Genomic DNA, 17,413 nt, shown 5'->3' on the forward strand with positions numbered 1-17,413 from the left:
CCCCGCTTTATCCCCTCACCACACTACTCCAACACCCAAAACCTCCCCAAATCACCCCAAAAACAAAGCCAAATATATCAAATCACACCCACAAACCCTTGTTTCGACTCATAAATTCAGAATCAAATACCGATTTCAAACCAAAACGAGCGGAATCAGGCGGGAATAACCAGGCAGGTTTTTACGAGTCGCAGCAGAACTGTCCAAAATTTCGCTTTTACGGTAATGAGAGCTCGAGACTTTATATACATAGCTCAGACTCAGCGAGACAAAGCCCCGTTATGACTATTCGCCCTATTATTATCTATCCGGATTCGCGTCTGCGCGAGATTGCAGAACCTGTCACGCAATTTGATGCGTCTTTGCGTGAACTCACCGATGATCTTCTGGGCACTATGCGCGCAGCACCGGGCATCGGAATCACTGCATCTCATATCGGCGTAGCGAAACGCATTACAGTTCTGGAGCTTTCGCCCGATGCAGGCGTGAAAATCTACATCAATCCCGAAATCATCTGGGCTTCTGAAAATATGATCCGTCATCAAGAGGGCAGTGTCTCTATGCCTGGTGTTGTGGATGAGGTTGAACGCCACGCAGCCGTCCATATCCGCTATCAGGATCTGGACGGCAAAGAACATATAGAAGAGTCCGAAGGACTGCTTGCTGTCTGCCATCAACACGAGATTGACCAGATGAACGGTATCTTCTGGATTCAGCGTCTCTCCCGGCTGAAACGGGATCGCCTGATTAAGCGCTTTGAAAAGTTGCAGCGCCGCTAAACATATACCTTATTATAAAGACGCCTCCCGAAGACCAGTTCGGGAGGCGTATTCATTTTAGCTATGCAGCCCCGGTGCTTCCTGTCCCGTGCTTTCCACATATTCCGTATAACCGCCGCTATATTGATGAATACCATCCGGCGTCAGTTCCAGAACGCGATTTGAAAGCGCTGACAGAAAATGTCTGTCATGCGAAACAAACAGCATTGTGCCTTCATAGGCAGCCAGTGCTTTAATCAGCATTTCTTTAGTATCGAGATCAAGGTGGTTGGTTGGTTCGTCCAGAACAAGGAAGTTCGGCGGATCAAACAACATAGCCGCCATGACCAGACGCGCTTTTTCACCACCGGACAACACACGGCATTTCTTTTCGATATCGTCACCGGAAAAACCGAAGCAACCGGCAAGAGCCCGCAGAGGTGCCTGCCCTGCTTTTGGAAAACGCTGCTCCAGCCATTCCAGAATCGTGCTGTCGCCTTCCAGAATATCCATGGCATGCTGAGCGAAGTAACCGAGCTTAACGCTGGCACCGAGTGAAACATTGCCCTGATCGGCATCAGTCGTACCGGTCACCAGTTTGAGCAAAGTCGATTTACCCGCACCATTTACACCCATAATGCACCAGCGCTCACGACGACGGATCATAAAATCCAGCCCGTCATAGATTGTGCGGCTGCCATAGGCTTTATGGACACCTTTGAGATTAACGACATCTTCACCGGAGCGCGGCGGCGTTGCAAATTCAAAAGCCACAGTTTGACGACGGCGCGGCGGTTCTACGCGATCAATCTTTTCCAGCTTCTTCACGCGGCTCTGTACCTGTGAGGCATGGGATGCGCGCGCTTTGAAGCGTTCAATAAATTTGATTTCTTTGGCAAGCATTGCCTGTTGGCGCTCGAACTGTGCCTGCTGATGTTTTTCATTCAGAGCACGCTGGCCTTCGTAAAAAACATAGTCGCCGGAATAGGTCGTGAGATTACCGCCGTCGATTTCAATAATCTTGGAGACAATACGGTTCATGAATTCGCGGTCATGCGACGTCATCAGCAAAGCGCCGTCATAGGTTTTGAGAAAATTCTCAAGCCAGATCAGGCTTTCAAGATCAAGATGGTTGGAAGGTTCATCAAGCAGCATCACATCGGGGCGCATCAGCAGAATGCGCGCCAAGGCCACGCGCATTTTCCAGCCACCGGACAGATTGCCGACATCGCCGTCCATCATTTCCTGAGAGAAGCTCAAACCTGCAAGCACTTCACGCGCACGACCATCAAGACCGTAACCGTCGAGTTCCTCATAGCGCGCCTGAACTTCGCCATAGCGCTCAATGATTGTATCCATCTCGTCCATACGATCCGGATCACACATTGCAGCTTCGAGTTCACGCAATTCTGCAGCTACGATACTGACAGGGCCAGCACCATCCATCACTTCCGCAACGGCCGTACGCCCGCCCATTTCCCCGACATTCTGATCAAAATAGCCGATCGTCACGCCTTTCTCGACCGTAACCTGTCCCTCATCCGGCTGTTCTTCACCGGTGATCATACGGAAAAGCGTTGTTTTACCGGCACCATTCGGCCCGACAAGGCCGATTTTTTCGCCACGGTTCAAAGCGGCAGACGCTTCAATAAACAGAATGCGATGGCTATTGGACTTACTGATATTGTCAATGCGGATCATGAAACAGGAGGCCTTGTGATTGTGCGCCCTCCTATGCCACGCCTTAGGCGCGCTGTCACGTCTTACAAGTTCTGCAATTTAATACACTCTCTCTGACAAGATTGAGAACTTAAAGCCAGAACTGGCCTGTTCGTCATCCGCAGTCGGTATTGAGTGCTTGACATTTAATTAGGACTCCTACTTAATATTTACATGAGTCAGATATCAACAACACTCCGGCACCTACGGACAGGCTTTGATCGCCTTGCTATCGTTCTGCGAGCTGAACTATGGGCAGCAGCAGCAGCCGAAGGGCTGAACCCGGCTCAGGCACAGGTTCTAGCTTTACTTGTGACGCGGCCCGACGGTATGCGCTCAAAAAATATTGCTGCGCAACTTGCCGTTTCCGGTGCCAGTATCACGGAGACGGTAAACGCCCTTGTCCGGAAAAAACTACTGATCCGCACCGCTGACACCTCTGATGCACGGGCAAGCATCATATGCGCGACCCCTGAAGGTCATGCCGTCAATGCTGCGATAGAAGAGAGTTCATCACGCTTTTCCGAGGCGCTAACGAGCTTACCTGCTTCGGTACAAAGCGAATTACTCGCCACACAAATCAGACTCATCCGTGAATTACAGCAAGCCGGCGCTATTCCGCTGCAGCGCATGTGTGTTTCCTGCCGTCATTTCCGTCCGAATATTCATCCCGGATCATCGCACCCGCATCATTGCACATTTATCGGCGCAGATATTGCCGGTACGGATCTCCGACTGGATTGCGGAGAACATGAAGCCGCAGACCAGACTGCTCAGGATGTGAACTGGGCAGCATTCACCCAAAACCCTGAAAGAAATATCTCCGGCACACAAAAAATGCCGGACACCGTTGTTCACGGCTCATAAGCCGGAACTGAAAACGGCCCGGTGACTGCCATCACCGGACCGTTCATTGACCCAACTCCAAGCTACAGAGAAGGATTATCTATTATGGCACATATTCATCTCATTGATCCAGCGTCTGCCAGCGGTTCTGTCAAACCGGTGCTTGATCAGATTAACGGTGCTTTCGGCACTGTCCCGAACATGTTCAAGGCTGTTGCCAATTCACCAGCCGCACTGCAAAGCATGTGGGGATCGTTCGGCGCTCTTAGTACCGGCAAACTCGGTGCGCGTCTGGGCGAGGAAATCGCTGTTGCAATTGCCAATGCCAATAATTGTGCATATTGCCTTGCCGCCCATACAGCGCTCGGACGCAAGGCCGGCGCATCAGCTGCCGATATGGCGGCTGCCCAGACCGGACAATCCTCAGACCCGCGGACACAAGCTGCTCTGAGCTTTGCCCTCAAAATCACCCGCGACCGTGCCGCAGTGACAGCAAATGATATTGCGGTGCTGAAAGCCGCAGGTTTTGACGATGAGGCTATTGTGGAGATTATTGCTCATGTCGCTCTCAATCTCTTCACCAATTATATCAATGTCGCGCTGGATGTACCGGTAGATTTTCCTGCTGTCGCATTAAAACCGGCCGCCTGATCTTCCGGCGAAACAAACACAAAGAATAAAACTGCCGGCCTCCGTGACGGAAGCCGGCAGTTTTCTTTTACAAAATATATGATGGATCAGAATTTGATGCCAAGTTTGGCATTCACAGAATTACTCTGAAAGCCTGATCCGAACTGACCGCGATAGCTGATACCGAAAGTTGCCTGTTCACTGGCCTTAATATCAAAACCTGCCTGAACCAGCGCGGTATCCTCTGCCACAGGAACACCTGAAATATCGAATGCAGAACCCGTTGCAAAAGATGCGCGACTGGCTGGATCAATATCAGCAAATGCATGCTGCCAGCCAAGCGTACCATTCAGCTCGGCTTTGATATTACCAAACATCATCTCTGTTGCTTCGCGAATACCGAGCGTTGTGAACACGGTGCTCATTCTGTCACCGTCAACGGTCAGAGCAGCCTGTCCGCCGGTTTCGGTAAAACTATCCGTCTTCACAGCAACATAGGCAAGATTGGCGAAAGGCTCGAAGACCGCATTACCGGTTTGCAGCTTATGGCTGAGTTCACCGAAAGCCTGAACCGTGCCTGCATTATAATCAGCTGCGAGTTTATCCGAGAAATCAGCAAAACGGACTGAACGGCTGATATCTACCGAGTGCCAGCTATAGGCAAGACCAGCGCTCAGAGCAGTATTGCCCCATTGCGAACCGCCGTAGATGCCGAGATGATAATTATCACTCTCACCGGATGAGGCACGGTCATCAACATCAAAACTGGTGCGGCTGTAACCGGCCAATGCACCAAGGCGTGCATTCTCTGCAATTTCTGCATCATAACCGGCAAAGACACCACCCGTTGTCTGGCTGAGTTTTGCTGTATTGCCGCTTGCAGAATTCTCAGCCCATGTGCCGAAGCTCTGCATCCACAAAGCAGCAGGCGCATCTTTGGCTGAAACAACCTGTGCGCCCTTCTGTGCATGTGTATCCCCGAAAGCGGAACGAAGACGATCATGAGTTGCATTACGCAGATCGCTACTCGTATTCATCAAAGCCGTTTTAGCGGATGCATGTATCTCACCTGTCAGCAGATCAAAAGCAGCCAAAGCCTGTTTTTTGCTTTCCAGCCCGAGCACCGCATCATAAACAGCATTGCCACTTGCCAGAGATTCAACAGCGGCTGCGACAGAACGCTGATTAGCCGTTTCGCCGATATCGTCAAACGCAACCTGATTGCGCAGCACATCCAGATAGACCGCCTTCGGATCATAAATCAGACCGAGATTAATGAATGGCATATTCTGGCTAAGGTCAGCGAAAGTACCGTTCACACCGCCATCCGCTGTGAGAATGGTATAACGACTGCCCGGTATATAAGAGCCTCCCGCCTTATCGACATAAACGCGGGCACCGTCGATTGTTGCAGTACCGGAAGCCTGAACGAGATCAGATGTACCATCCGGATTGATTTCCGCATGATAAAGAGAGCCTGCCTCCATCACCAGATCGCCGGAAGTTTTCAGCGTGCCGATAGAGTTACCCGGGGCCAGAACAGCATCCGCAGCAATATGAATACCGCCGAGCGTTCCTGAACCCGCAAGAAATGCACCATTGCTGACTTTAATCATACCGCTCACTGAAGCATCCGTATGATCTGCATCACCGACAATCAACCCGCCGCGCTCTACTGATGTGCCGCCGCTGTAGCTATTGGCAGCATTCAGTGTCAGCACGCCCTCGCCGCGTTTGATGAGAGCACCGCTGCCGCTGATCTCCTGATTAACTTTCAGATTATTGGCGGCCTCAGTCACATCAATCCAGCCATTACCGTCCAGCACGATTTTGCGCTCAAGACTGTTCATTGCCAGACCAGCCACGCGCAGACCACCACCATTTAAGCGTAAATTTGCTGATGCACTACCCAGCGCCGCATCTTCAAAAACAATCACCGTTCCGCCATCGGAAACCGAGGTTTCGCCAATGAAATCGTGATTATCAATACAGTAATCTCTTACAGCCTGCGCAAAGCGTGCATCCGTTGTCTGGCAATTGAGCAGTGTTTGTTTTTCTTCCTGCGTCAGATCCTTCAAGATCGGTTTGCCGTTTTCATCCGCGACCTGTCCAAGATAAACATCATTACGGTTATTATTACGGGTCAGGAAAAACTCTTTGCCTTTGGCTTCAAAACCGGATGCACCGGCGCCCCAGATCAGACGGCTTTTCTCAACATCTCCGTCTTTATAAGTCTCAAGCTTTGGCCCTACCCAGCGCAGCTCCTGTGCGACCGGATCGTGATCCGACAGCGAATTACCATTTGGCAGCAATGACGGTTTGGAAAGTGTGCCGGACCATTGACCATTATCAACAATCTCAACCCATTTGGCGAAAGGTCGGGAAACCAGAATATGATCAATATTCACACGATCCCAGCTCGGCCATGTATTGGTAGATTCTTCACCGTCACTGGTCCAGGTCGCACGTTCATCACCAACTTCACTTGGTTTGAACTGTTCACGGTTCCGCTCAAGCTGAATCAGCTGATATTGTTGTTTCAGAATATTCATCGTCACCGGAAGATTATTGTCTACCGGATAGGCCTCTCCGGCAAAGCCTATATCTTTTTGAGCCTGATAGGCTTTGTCCAGTGCATTGCCCCACTGCTCCCATGACAAATTGTCAATATTGGCATTTGGGTGTTCGGCTTGAATGATTGCACGCCATTTTGTTGCATCCGCCCGCTCAAGATATTCATAAGCCAGCGTTTTATAAAATGCGTTACCAGCGGCTTTTTTTATCAGACGCAGTTGCGCATCCACACTCAGCAGGCCTCGTTCCGATACATCACCGGCATTCAGATCGCCGAGCAATATTGTCGGCGCCAGGGCAGATTGTGCCAGTTTGTTAGCATCTTTTGCCTGAGCGATACGACCAGCCGATGTGTCTGCATAATTGAAATGGCGACCGGCGATAACCGTATCAGGGAAACCATTACCCGGCTTCACGACAACCGTATTCGCCGCCAGATATTCCGTTTCACCGCTTGTAAAGACCATGCCTTCGCCTTCACGGGAACCATGATCTTTGATTTTTTCAAATGCACCCAGCTTGTCTGCTTTTTCATTCAGCAGATCCAGAGTATTTTTCACATGGGCTTTAACAACCGTCGTATCGCCAAACGGCCTGTCGCTATTGTTGTAAAGCTCCGGCATAACCAGCACATCAGGCGCTACGCCACGCAGCAAATCCTGCATGGCCTTATTATAAATCAACTGGCCATTCTTTTTTGCTTCAGCATCCCACATTTTGGAATCAAGACCGTTATTCCAGATGTTAAAACCCATCACGGTCAGAGAAAAATTCTGTGTTTTTGCTGGTTCTGCCTGTGCATTTGTATTCAGCGCGGCCAGCAATATTGCACTCGCCACCCCTGCCGTTAATTTACGCTTATGCCTTGCGCCTGACCGCTGCTGTTTCATCATATCATCCTGATAATAAGATTTGAGACATAAAATGTCACTTTTCTTACATTAGACGAGTCATATGTCAGTTTTTATACAATCCGGATGATTGTCAAAAATCATTTTCTTGACGCATAATTTTTTTTGTCCGACATACGTGGAGTACAGGGGGCGCTATGCGATTTGACAATTCGGCATCAACCGGCGGCAACAAAAAAGACAACCGTCAGGCGTTTCTGCTGCAATATCTCGAGCAAAATCATTATATTTCGCTGGAAGAAATTGCGCATCTCTGCTCGGTGACGATGCAAACTGCACGCCGCGATATCATGGCGCTGGAAACCACAGGCAAAGTTCGCCGTATCCATGGCGGCGCGACGATCGCAGCTCCGATGGATGCCGGAACCTATCGTCAGAGACGTCTGGATCAGGCCGCAGAAAAACAGGCGATTGCCGCATTTGTAGCCGATTACATTCCCGACAACACAACGATTTTCATTGATACAGGCACAACCTGCGAGGCCATTGCCGCTGCGCTGATAAAAAACAGGCAGGGCTTGCGCATTGTCACCTATAGTCTGCGTGTAGCATCACTCATCAGCGAGAATTCCGATTTCGCGCTGGCAATTCCGGGTGGTTTTGTCCGCGCCGTAGATGGCGGCATTTTTCAGGAAGACACACCCGATTTCATCAACCGTTTCAAATTCGACTATGCAGTGATTTCTGTCAGCGGCATCGATGATGACGGTGACTTGTGTGATGATGACCGGACAGAAGTAGCGGCCGTGTCCAAAGCGCTCGACCAATCCAGACACAAATTGCTGGCTGTCGACAGCAGCAAATTCGGCAAACGCGCACTTGTTAAACTCGGCGCACTGAATATTGTCGATGCTATTATCACCGACAAAGCACCGGCGCCGCATATTTTTGAGAAAATACAGACGCATAAGCTTCAGTTGCATCTGTGTGAGATCGCTGACCGGCAAAATACCTGAATTTGCCGGTCATAGAGCAATGATCCCGGATTATTCAGAAATCAGACCGATTTCCTGCGCATTGAAAACAGTACTGAAAATTTCATTCCGGCCGGCACGTTTACTCAGATAGAGCTGGCGATCAGCATGTGCCATCCACTGCGATGCAGACATTTCCGGCAGACAACACGCCGAAGCAACGCCGATACTGACCGTGACACAAGTGGAAACCGTTGAACCCGGATGCGGAATTCTTAAAGAACTGACCTGTTCCTGTATTTCTTTGGCCACCAATACTGCCGCATCATGATCCCGCCCCGGCAAGACACAGACAAATTCCTCACCGCCATAACGTGCTGTCACATCTGTTGCCAGATGTACCGCGCGCGTAAGAGCCGCTGCAACCATCGCCAGACAACGATCACCGGCCGGATGACCAAATGTGTCGTTGAACAATTTGAAGAAGTCGATATCGACCATGATAACCGACAGCCAGTCGCCTGTGCGGGCCAGTTTCGTGGTTTCCGTCGCCAATGTCTGCTCCAGATGACGGCGGTTGCTTAAACCGGTCAAAGCATCTGTCACAGCCATTTGCGCCAGCTGATCGCGCAGACGTTTCAATTCAACATGATTGGCCACACGCGCCAGCAAAATAACCGGCTGAATAGGCTTGGTCACATAATCGATCGCACCGGCAGATAATCCGCGTACTTCCGCATCCTGATCATTCAGGCCGGTTGTAAAAATCACCGGAATATCCGCAAGCATGCGATCTTTTTTCAGACGCTGGCAAACTTCATATCCGTCAATACCCGGCATCAGCACATCGAGCAGAATAAGGTCCGGCAACACCGTCTGTGCAACTTTTAATGCTTCCTCGCCTGAAGTCGCAAAACATACTTCATAATCGTCCTCGAGTACTGCACTCATAATCTCAATATTTGAGATTTCATCATCCACAATGAGGATGACCGCGCGGTCTGTCATAATTATTCTCCGATACGCTCAGTGTCCGGTGAAGCTTGCAAAACATCAGCAAATTCAGCATCCAGCAATGTGAGGGCGCGATTATAGTCAAGATTGTCGAGAGCGATCTTCACCGGATGAGCCTGCAGAGTGTCAGGTGTCATACCGAGCGTAATCGCCAATTTTTCAAAACTGCTGCGTGCCTTCAGACTTCTGCGTTCCAGAAGCCCGCGGAAAACCAGAATCTCCGCCTGAATATTGACCGGATCAGCTTGTCCTGCCGGAACCGGTTTATTATCATCTTCTGTTGTAGTTACAAGACTCTTAGCCGCTTTTATTGCCGGTTTCAGCACCTGCTCCAATTCAGCAATCAATATATTAGCCGCAACCACATCACCTTGTGCCAATGCAGCTTCAGTCTTGGCAGACTGTTCATAAACCTCTGCCAGTTCCAGCGATCCCGCCACACCTTTCAGCGTATGGGCGCTGCGCCGCGCATCATCCAATGCACCGCGACCGATCAGCTCGTTGAGCTCTTCCGGTGTTGCAGCAAATCTCTGTCCGAAATCGATAATCAGCTTACGCAATAGTGATGTTTTACCGTTCATACGCGCCAGCGCTTTTGTAAGATCAAACGGCGGCAAGCTTTCCGGCAAATCCCTTACAGGCTTCACTGCGACCGGAGCAGACTCTGCGACCGGATGCGCAGCTTCTTTGCTGCGCGGCTTCAACCAACGATCAAGTGTGCGAACCAGCAGGAACGGATCAACCGGTTTGGCCACATGGTCGTCCATACCCGCAGCAAAACATTTCTGCCGCTCTTCCTCATAGGCATGCGCAGTCATGGCAATAATCGGCAATTGCTCCGCAGACCATTTTTTACGGATCTGCAAAGTGGCTTCAATACCGTCCATTTCCGGCATCTGGATATCCATCAAAATGCCGTCATAGGGCAGCGGATCCTGAAGAACGAGATCGCAGGCGATACGGCCGTTTTCAGCAACATCAACCACCAATCCGGCATCCTGCAGCAGCTCAACCGCGATCTCACGGTTGATCATACTATCTTCAGCCAGCAGAACCTTCAGACCACGCAGTTGTTCCGCCACCATCGGAATAGTCTGACCGATTTCCGCATGCGGCGCATCCGCCGCTGTTTCACGGGCAAACAAGCCGGTAATCGTGTCAAAAAGCACATTCGGGACAATCGGCTTGGTCAGGAAGGCAGCAATACCCGAACGCTCGGTTTCAGCACGGAAGTCCTCATTACCATAGGCCGTCACCATCACCACATAAGGCAGCGGCGAAAGATTCTCATTACGATGAAGCGCCTGTACTGTTTGCAGACCGTCCATGCCGGGCATTTTCCAGTCCAGAACCACCAGATCATAAGGCTGGCCGGCTTTGCATGCTCCTTCAAGCGCGCCCAGGACTTCCTCACCGGATGCAACGAGATCAATATTCAAGCCCCATGAATTAAAGACATCATGGAAAATCTCGCGCGAGGCCGGATTATCGTCAGCCACAAGTACACGCAAACCTGCAATCTCTGCCGAAGCGATGCGCTCCGGCTCAGTCTGCATTTCACCGATTGCCATATTGACGGTAAAGGTAAAAGTACTGCCCACACCCGGCATGCTTTCCACGCCGATTGTGCCGCCCATCTGCTCAACAATTTGTTTGCTGATAACAAGTCCAAGTCCGGTACCACCAAAGCGGCGCGTCATGGAACTGTCGGCCTGCGTGAAAGAATTAAACAGCAAAGCTTGCTGTTCCGGTGCCATACCGATCCCCTGATCACGCACCGATATGCGTAGTTTAACACCTGCATCCTGCTGCTCTTCAGCATCAACCGTGACTGTGACAGTCCCTTTTTCGCTGAACTTCACCGCATTGCTGACGAGATTGAGCAGCACTTGATTCAGGCGCAATTCATCGCCGACCAGAACTGCAGGCACATCATTCTGAATTACAGTCTCAATGCTGACGCCCTTATTCTCCGCATTAATTGCCGCCAGATTAAGCTGGCTCTGCAAAGAAGAGCGTAAATTGAACGGACGTGTCTCGAGAGAAAGCTTGCCTGCCTCATTCTTGGAGAAGTCGAGAATATCATTGATCAGCCGCAGCAGAGCCGTACTGGCATTGCTGATTTTCGAGACATATTCTTTTTGACGCAGATCCAGATCCGTGCGCAACACCAGATGGCAAAAGCCCAGAATGGCATTCATCGGCGTGCGGATTTCATGGCTCATATTGGCGAGGAACATGCTCTTCGATTTGCTTGCAGCTTCCGCTTCAAGGGTGCGCTGTTCCAGAGCCGCATTCTTGGCAATGATTTCATCGCGCATGGCATTAATGCGGTTGAAGCAATCGACAAGCATATCGCCGAACCACACCAGCACTGCAGCCTGAAACGCAACAATCACCGCATGAAGCAGAACGCGCTTGATATCCCCGCCTTCAGGAAACACTGCTGCAGGCATCAGATAATCCAGCGTTAAATGATGCAGAGCTACCGCAGCGGCAGCAAAAAGCACTGCACGCTTGTCACACCACGCAACCGTGAGCGCCAGCATAGCAAAGAAATACATATGCATATCCATTTGCCAGAGCTGACCGCTCATAAAATATAGCAGCAATGCGGGCTGCCCCATCAGGGCAACGCCGGAAATATAGCGCGTTACCGGAGCAATGCCTGAGCGCAACCATGACATATGATAGGCACCGGCCAGCACCACGCCGGCCAAAGCTGCACCGACCGGCGAATGACCGGTGACATAAGCAACCAGCGCCAGAAGCGGGACATGCAGCCAGAATAAAATCACCAAAAACCGGCCAAACCGGCTGCGAAGGTCGTCAAGTTCTAGGATCATGCGGCTGTCGTCCGTTCCTGAATGGCATAACAACCACCAGGCAGCAGTGGTTCAAAAACCAGCCACTCACCGGCACTGTAAAGCCTGTTTGGGAAATCTTTATTTTCGGAATAAACTGTAATCAGGCTGGATGAAGCATTGATAGAAATAATCGCGCCCTCAGCGGCCTGAATGGAGCTGATAACAGAGTTCAATGTGCGCCAGGGAGCGACCATAACGATATATTGGTCATCCTTGCCGGTTGGCTTGAGAAAAGCCACGGCAATCCCGCCAAGCAACAGAACCAGCAATGCAATCGCTGGCATAAGATCGCGGATATGACACCGCTGATCACCGGTCTGCCCGTTCATGACATTATCCTGCTTCAAATATTACTGATATTAGCAAGATTAATATCGTTTTCCGGTAAATACCGCCTTAAGATTTTATGAACGTCACAACAAGACAGACTCATACGTCATCAGAACGGGAACAATCAGCGGCGCAACACTTTTCCGGCTCTGTTACCGGTCGGTTTGCCTGCTGCAATCACCGCCTGTCCGTTGACAAAAACATGGCTGATACCAGACGGCATCTGTGTGGAATTTTCAAATGTCGCGTGGTCGGTAATCGCATCTTCAAACAACACCAGATCAGCAGCCATTGCGGGGCGCAACAGGCCACGGTCATGCAGAGAAAAACGCTGTGCAGCAACCGACGTCATCCGGCGCACTGCATCTTCAAGCGGGAACCATTTTTTCTCCCGCCGCAAAGGTCCGGCAATGCGTGGGAAAGTCCCGAAAGCACGCGGATGCGGCTTGGAGCCCGGACGCGGCAAACCGTCAGACCCCGCCATAAACAACCGGTTACAACAGGCCGCATAAAGATCATCCTCATCAAGCTGAAAAAGAATAATCCCTGTCTGCCCGTCATCCTCTTCAACAAAGCGCACCAGCAGATCGAAAGGCGTGGTACCAAGCGTAAAGGCAGCTTCACGCATGGTCTGCCCTTCCAGATGTTTCAGCGCCTCAATGCCGATTGCTGAAAGCCGTACATTCTCCCAACCTATCAGCGAAATTTTGCTCTGGCCGTGATAATCATCTCCGCCATGTTCCACCCAATGCGCCAGTTTCTGCCGCCATGGCATATCCTGCAGGCGCGCTTTCAAAGCCGGCAAACCACCATCCATCACTGCCGCTGGCAGAAGCTGTAATATCCATGTACTGCCTGCCGGATAGGGATACATATCAAAGCTGATATCCACACCGTCAGATCGCAGGCTTTCCAGATAGTCAATCACCGCCGGTACATTGCCCCAGTTCGGCCGTCCCGCCGATTGCAGATGTGACAGCAATCCGGCTGCACCGGACAGGCGCACCGCCTCACCGAATTCTTCGGTCGCCTGCATCAGGCCTGCTTCATAGGAGCGGATATGCGCGGCCAGCACCCCGCCGAAACCAGCTACAACTTTGCCCAAAGCTACCAGTTCTTCAATCTCAGCAAAAGCACTTGGCGGATAAACCAGCCCCAGAGACAGACCTGCCGCCCCCTGCGCCATTTGCACTTCAAGCAAGCGGCACATTGCTGCAAGCTCGCTCTCTGTGGCAGGCCGTCTGTCATGCCCCATCACTGCCAGCCGCAAAGCCGCATGGCCGACAAGTGAGATCAGATTGAGAGCAATCCCCTCTTCTTCCAGCGCCTGATGATAGCCAGAGAAATCATCAAAAATCTCATCGGAACGCGTTTCACCGAGAAGGCCGGAGAAATGCTGACGCAGATATTCGCGGGACTGTTCTGCTGCCGGATAAAGCGAGAAAGAGCAATTGCCGACCACAATACTGGTCACGCCCTGCATCGCCTTTTCCGGCCTGTCCCGCTCGCGCAGAAAGATCAGATCATCATGACAATGAGCATCAATAAAACCGGGGCTTAAATAACGCTCATACGCATCAATGATTTGCATATCACCGTCTGCTTTCAGACCTCTGCCGATCTGCCGGATTAACCCGCCGCTCAGCAACACATCACCGCGATACCAAGGCGCGCCGGTGCCATCAATGATACGGGCATTGCGAATGAGCGTTTGTGTCATATCCGGCTCCGGCACTTCATTGAGCATTACAGGGCAGCAACTGCTGTCATTTCAACCCGCAGGTCTGGATCAGCAAGGCGCGCTTCCACACAGGCACGCGCCGGCGGGTTTTCCGGATCAATCCATGCATCATAGACCGAATTCATCGCATCAAAATCAACAATGGCCGGAAGAAACACATTCACCGCCAGCAATTTGGAACGGTCAGTGCCTGCCTGTTGCAAAAGCTGATCGATCTTGCCCAAAACATCACGGGTTTGCTCTTCAATAGAAGCCTTGCGGTTTTCAGCCACCTGACCGGCAATATGCACCATGCCGCCATAGCTCACGGCCTGACTCATCCGGCTGCCTTTTTGATAACGCATAATCATACCCGTATTTCCTTCTGTCATCGTCACTTCTGATTGTAAACTTCTGCTTGCCTGCATGATAAAATCCAATATAACAGACACAATAACATTATAGCGCTCATCGGAGGCAGCATGTCAGACAGTACCGCAACCGCTCCGGTCACGCCCAAAGAAGACAGCAGCAAACGTGCGCGCGGTCTGGATCGTGCCTTTGAGATACTGGATTTTCTGCGCAACAAGCGCGAACCGCTGAAACCCAATGAAATTGCCGCCCAAATCGGTGCCCCGCGTTCCTCGGTTTACGAGCTGGTCAATCTGCTGTTGCGCAATGGTATTCTCGAATTTACCGGCGGCGACGGTCGTGTGTTTCTCGGACGCAAACTCTATTTTCTCGGTGCGGCCTATGAAGATCATTTTGACTTCATGCGCGCCTGTGATGCCGCGCTGGAACGCATTGCCGAACAGACCCGTGAAACAGCGCAATATTGCGTGCTCGACGGCAATAAATATACCGTTGCCCGTATGAAAGAAGGCGTACGCCCGTTCCGCATTTCCTCGGATGTCGGCCATTCCGTGCCTATTCCGTGGACAGCTTCCGGCCGTCTTCTGGTTGCTCATCTCAGCGATGAAGAAATTACCAGTTTCATTCCCGCTGCCGACTTTCAGATGCCTAATGGCAGCTGGCTTGATCCGGCTGAATTTATCGCGCAGGTACGCGAAGCCGACAGAACCGGTCAATTTACTTTCAACAGCACAGTCGATAATTTCACCCATTGTTTTGCCGTACCGATGCGTGATGCGCAGGGTATTGCGACCGCAACGCTGTGCCTTGTTGCCCCCCGCGATGACGGGCTGAAGAACCATGCTTTCTATCTGCAATGCCTGAAGGATGCCGCACAGGCGCTCAGCGGCAAGCACTGACTGGAAGAAGCAGACTTGTTTCACCGGACCTATCATTGGAATATGAAATGCCCTTCTGAAACTTCGCGCATCTGCCGCTCGACCGGTACATAATCCGGCACACGGACAGGACTGTGCAATTCATCAGCAATCTGCCCGCGCCGCATACCGCGTCGCGCAGGATCAGGCACCGGCACTGCTGCCATCAGCTTTTTCGTATAAGGATGTTGCGGATTTTCAAACACCGCGGCACGCGGACCGATCTCAACAATCTCGCCCAGATACATCACCGCAACACGATGGCTGAGACGCTCAACAACCGCCATATCGTGCGAGATAAACAGAAAAGACAGATTGAGACTGGATTGCAGATCGAGCAACAGATTGATGACCTGCGCCTTAATAGACACATCAAGCGCTGAGACAGATTCATCGGCAACGATAAGTTTCGGATCAAGCGCTAACGCGCGGGCAATACAAATACGCTGACGCTGTCCGCCGGAAAATTCATGCGGGAAGCGCGACGCCATATCGGCTTTCAGCCCCACACGCTCCAGAAGATCAGCCACACGTTCCCGCGCCTGATGTTTTGTACCGAGTTTATGCTCCAGAAACGGTTCCGCAATCGACGCCCCTACCCGCATACGCGGATTGAGACTGGCATAGGGATCCTGAAAAATCATCTGCATGGTACGGCGCAGACCTTGCAGCTCATGCCCTGCCATGGCCATCACATCCTGCCCGTTGACCATAACGGAACCGCTTTGCGGCTCTATCAGCCGCATGATCGAGCGGCCGGTCGTCGACTTACCGCAACCGGACTCGCCCACCAGCGACAGCGTTTCCCCCGGTTGTAAGGAGAAAGAGACATTCTCCACCGCATGAACCCGCCCTGCCAGCTTCCCGAATAATCCGCTGTGAATGGTAAAGCGTGTCGTCAACCCTTTTACGTCCAGAACCGGCGGCACGTCCTGCGCCACAGTATCAGCAGCTTCCACCGGCGGCAGTGCCGTGCCGGTTCGGATATCAACAACCGGAAAACGCAGTGGGCGCACACGTCCAGTCATCGAACCAAGTGCAGGCACGGCTGATAGCAAAGCCCGCGTATAAGGATGCTTCGCGTCGCGGAAAATCGTGGTCGTATCACCGGTTTCCACCGCATCACCATGATACATCACCACGGTACGATCAGCCACTTCTGCAACCACGCCCATATCATGGGTGATGAACAATACCGAAGTGCCTTCCTCTTCCTGAAGGGTTTTAATCAGGTCGAGGATTTGCCCCTGAATGGTTACATCCAGCGCTGTAGTCGGCTCGTCAGCAATCAGCAGTTTCGGGCGGGTAACCAGCGCCATAGCGATCATCACGCGCTGACGCATACCGCCGGAGAAACGATGCGGATATTCATTGAACCGGCTTGCGGCAGACGGAATGCGAACCTTTTCCATCAGTCGCAGAGCTTCAGCCTTTGCCTCTGCCTTACTCATATTGCGATGGCATAGCAGGGCTTCACAAATCTGATCTCCTACCGTGTAAAGCGGGTTGAGCGAAGTCATCGGCTCCTGAAAGATCATCGCGACATCATTGCCGCGTATTTTTTGCATTTCCTGCTCGGACAACTGCAAGATATCTTTACCTGCAAGCAGAATATTCCCCTCAATCCGGCTGGTATCCGGCTGCAACAGCCGCATCACCGATAGTGATGTAACGCTTTTTCCAGATCCGGATTCCCCGACCAGCGCCACGGTTTCCCCTGCGCCGACATCGAAGGAGATATTTTTCACAACAGATCGCCAGCCATCCTCACCAAGAAAAGAGGTTGTGAGATTTTGCACGCGGAGCACAGGCTGTTTGTCTGATAAATGGCTCATCATGCC

At 51.5% G+C, this 17,413-nt stretch carries 13 protein-coding genes; 5 read left to right on the forward strand and 8 right to left on the reverse strand.

Going from position 1 to position 17,413, the window contains the following annotated elements; genetic code table 11:
* Positions 1-281 precede the first annotated feature (281 nt).
* Positions 282-779, forward strand: coding sequence for a peptide deformylase (locus F7P81_RS16670; RefSeq protein WP_151160349.1), 498 nt, complete (start codon positions 282-284; stop codon positions 777-779).
* A gap of 57 nt (positions 780-836) precedes the next feature.
* On the opposite strand, the gene F7P81_RS16675 is transcribed toward F7P81_RS16670, so the two are convergent.
* Positions 837-2,459, reverse strand: a complete 1,623-nt coding sequence (locus tag F7P81_RS16675; protein WP_151160350.1) for an ABC-F family ATP-binding cassette domain-containing protein — start codon at positions 2,457-2,459, stop codon at positions 837-839.
* Positions 2,460-2,651: 192 nt separating this feature from the next.
* Between F7P81_RS16675 and F7P81_RS16680 the strand changes: the two genes are divergently transcribed.
* Both F7P81_RS16680 and F7P81_RS16685 read left to right on the forward strand, forming a co-directional pair.
* A complete protein-coding gene (locus tag F7P81_RS16680; RefSeq protein ID WP_151160351.1) occupies positions 2,652-3,344 on the forward strand; it encodes a MarR family winged helix-turn-helix transcriptional regulator in 693 nt (230 codons plus the stop codon).
* An 84-nt stretch (positions 3,345-3,428) separates the two neighbouring features.
* Positions 3,429-3,974, forward strand: coding sequence for a carboxymuconolactone decarboxylase family protein (locus F7P81_RS16685; protein WP_151160352.1), 546 nt, complete (start codon positions 3,429-3,431; stop codon positions 3,972-3,974).
* A gap of 86 nt (positions 3,975-4,060) precedes the next feature.
* Here F7P81_RS16685 and F7P81_RS16690 read toward each other — a convergent pair whose 3' ends face one another.
* Positions 4,061-7,417 carry an autotransporter outer membrane beta-barrel domain-containing protein gene (locus F7P81_RS16690; RefSeq protein ID WP_246176165.1) on the reverse strand — a complete coding sequence of 1,119 codons (3,357 nt, stop codon included), beginning with the start codon at positions 7,415-7,417 and terminating at the stop codon, positions 4,061-4,063.
* A 158-nt stretch (positions 7,418-7,575) separates the two neighbouring features.
* Here F7P81_RS16690 and F7P81_RS16695 point away from each other — a divergent pair, with 158 nt between their 5' ends.
* The gene (locus tag F7P81_RS16695) at positions 7,576-8,394 is read left to right on the forward strand and encodes a DeoR/GlpR family DNA-binding transcription regulator (RefSeq protein ID WP_151160353.1); all 819 of its coding nucleotides are present in this window, start codon (positions 7,576-7,578) and stop codon (positions 8,392-8,394) included.
* A gap of 30 nt (positions 8,395-8,424) precedes the next feature.
* Here F7P81_RS16695 and F7P81_RS16700 read toward each other — a convergent pair whose 3' ends face one another.
* The 5 genes from F7P81_RS16700 to F7P81_RS16720 all read right to left on the reverse strand — a co-directional run bounded on the left by F7P81_RS16700 (position 8,425) and on the right by F7P81_RS16720 (position 14,654).
* On the reverse strand, positions 8,425-9,360 hold the full coding sequence (locus F7P81_RS16700; RefSeq protein ID WP_075657574.1) for a diguanylate cyclase: 936 nt from the start codon (positions 9,358-9,360) through the stop codon (positions 8,425-8,427).
* Between the two features lie 2 nt (positions 9,361-9,362).
* Positions 9,363-12,212 (reverse strand): hybrid sensor histidine kinase/response regulator, encoded by a 2,850-nt coding sequence (locus tag F7P81_RS16705; RefSeq protein WP_151160354.1) that lies wholly within the window; start codon positions 12,210-12,212, stop codon positions 9,363-9,365.
* A complete protein-coding gene (locus tag F7P81_RS16710) occupies positions 12,209-12,562 on the reverse strand; it encodes a hypothetical protein (protein WP_022709298.1) in 354 nt (117 codons plus the stop codon). The genes F7P81_RS16705 and F7P81_RS16710 overlap by 4 nt, the downstream gene beginning before the upstream one ends.
* A 125-nt stretch (positions 12,563-12,687) precedes the next feature.
* Complete coding sequence (locus F7P81_RS16715) at positions 12,688-14,283, reverse strand: N-acyl-D-amino-acid deacylase family protein (RefSeq protein ID WP_151160355.1); 1,596 nt, start codon at positions 14,281-14,283, stop codon at positions 12,688-12,690.
* 26 nt (positions 14,284-14,309) lie between these two features.
* The gene (locus tag F7P81_RS16720; RefSeq protein ID WP_113945964.1) at positions 14,310-14,654 is read right to left on the reverse strand and encodes a RidA family protein; all 345 of its coding nucleotides are present in this window, start codon (positions 14,652-14,654) and stop codon (positions 14,310-14,312) included.
* A gap of 111 nt (positions 14,655-14,765) precedes the next feature.
* Between F7P81_RS16720 and F7P81_RS16725 the strand changes: the two genes are divergently transcribed.
* Complete coding sequence (locus tag F7P81_RS16725; protein WP_151160356.1) at positions 14,766-15,554, forward strand: IclR family transcriptional regulator; 789 nt, start codon at positions 14,766-14,768, stop codon at positions 15,552-15,554.
* A 32-nt stretch (positions 15,555-15,586) separates the two neighbouring features.
* Here F7P81_RS16725 and F7P81_RS16730 read toward each other — a convergent pair whose 3' ends face one another.
* Positions 15,587-17,410: an ABC transporter ATP-binding protein gene (locus F7P81_RS16730; protein WP_151160357.1), complete on the reverse strand. Its 1,824-nt coding sequence runs from the start codon at positions 17,408-17,410 to the stop codon at positions 15,587-15,589.
* Positions 17,411-17,413: the final 3 nt, after the last annotated feature.

The organism is Pseudochrobactrum saccharolyticum (genome assembly GCF_008801715.1).
GTDB classification, from domain to species: Bacteria; Pseudomonadota; Alphaproteobacteria; order Rhizobiales; family Rhizobiaceae; genus Pseudochrobactrum; species Pseudochrobactrum saccharolyticum.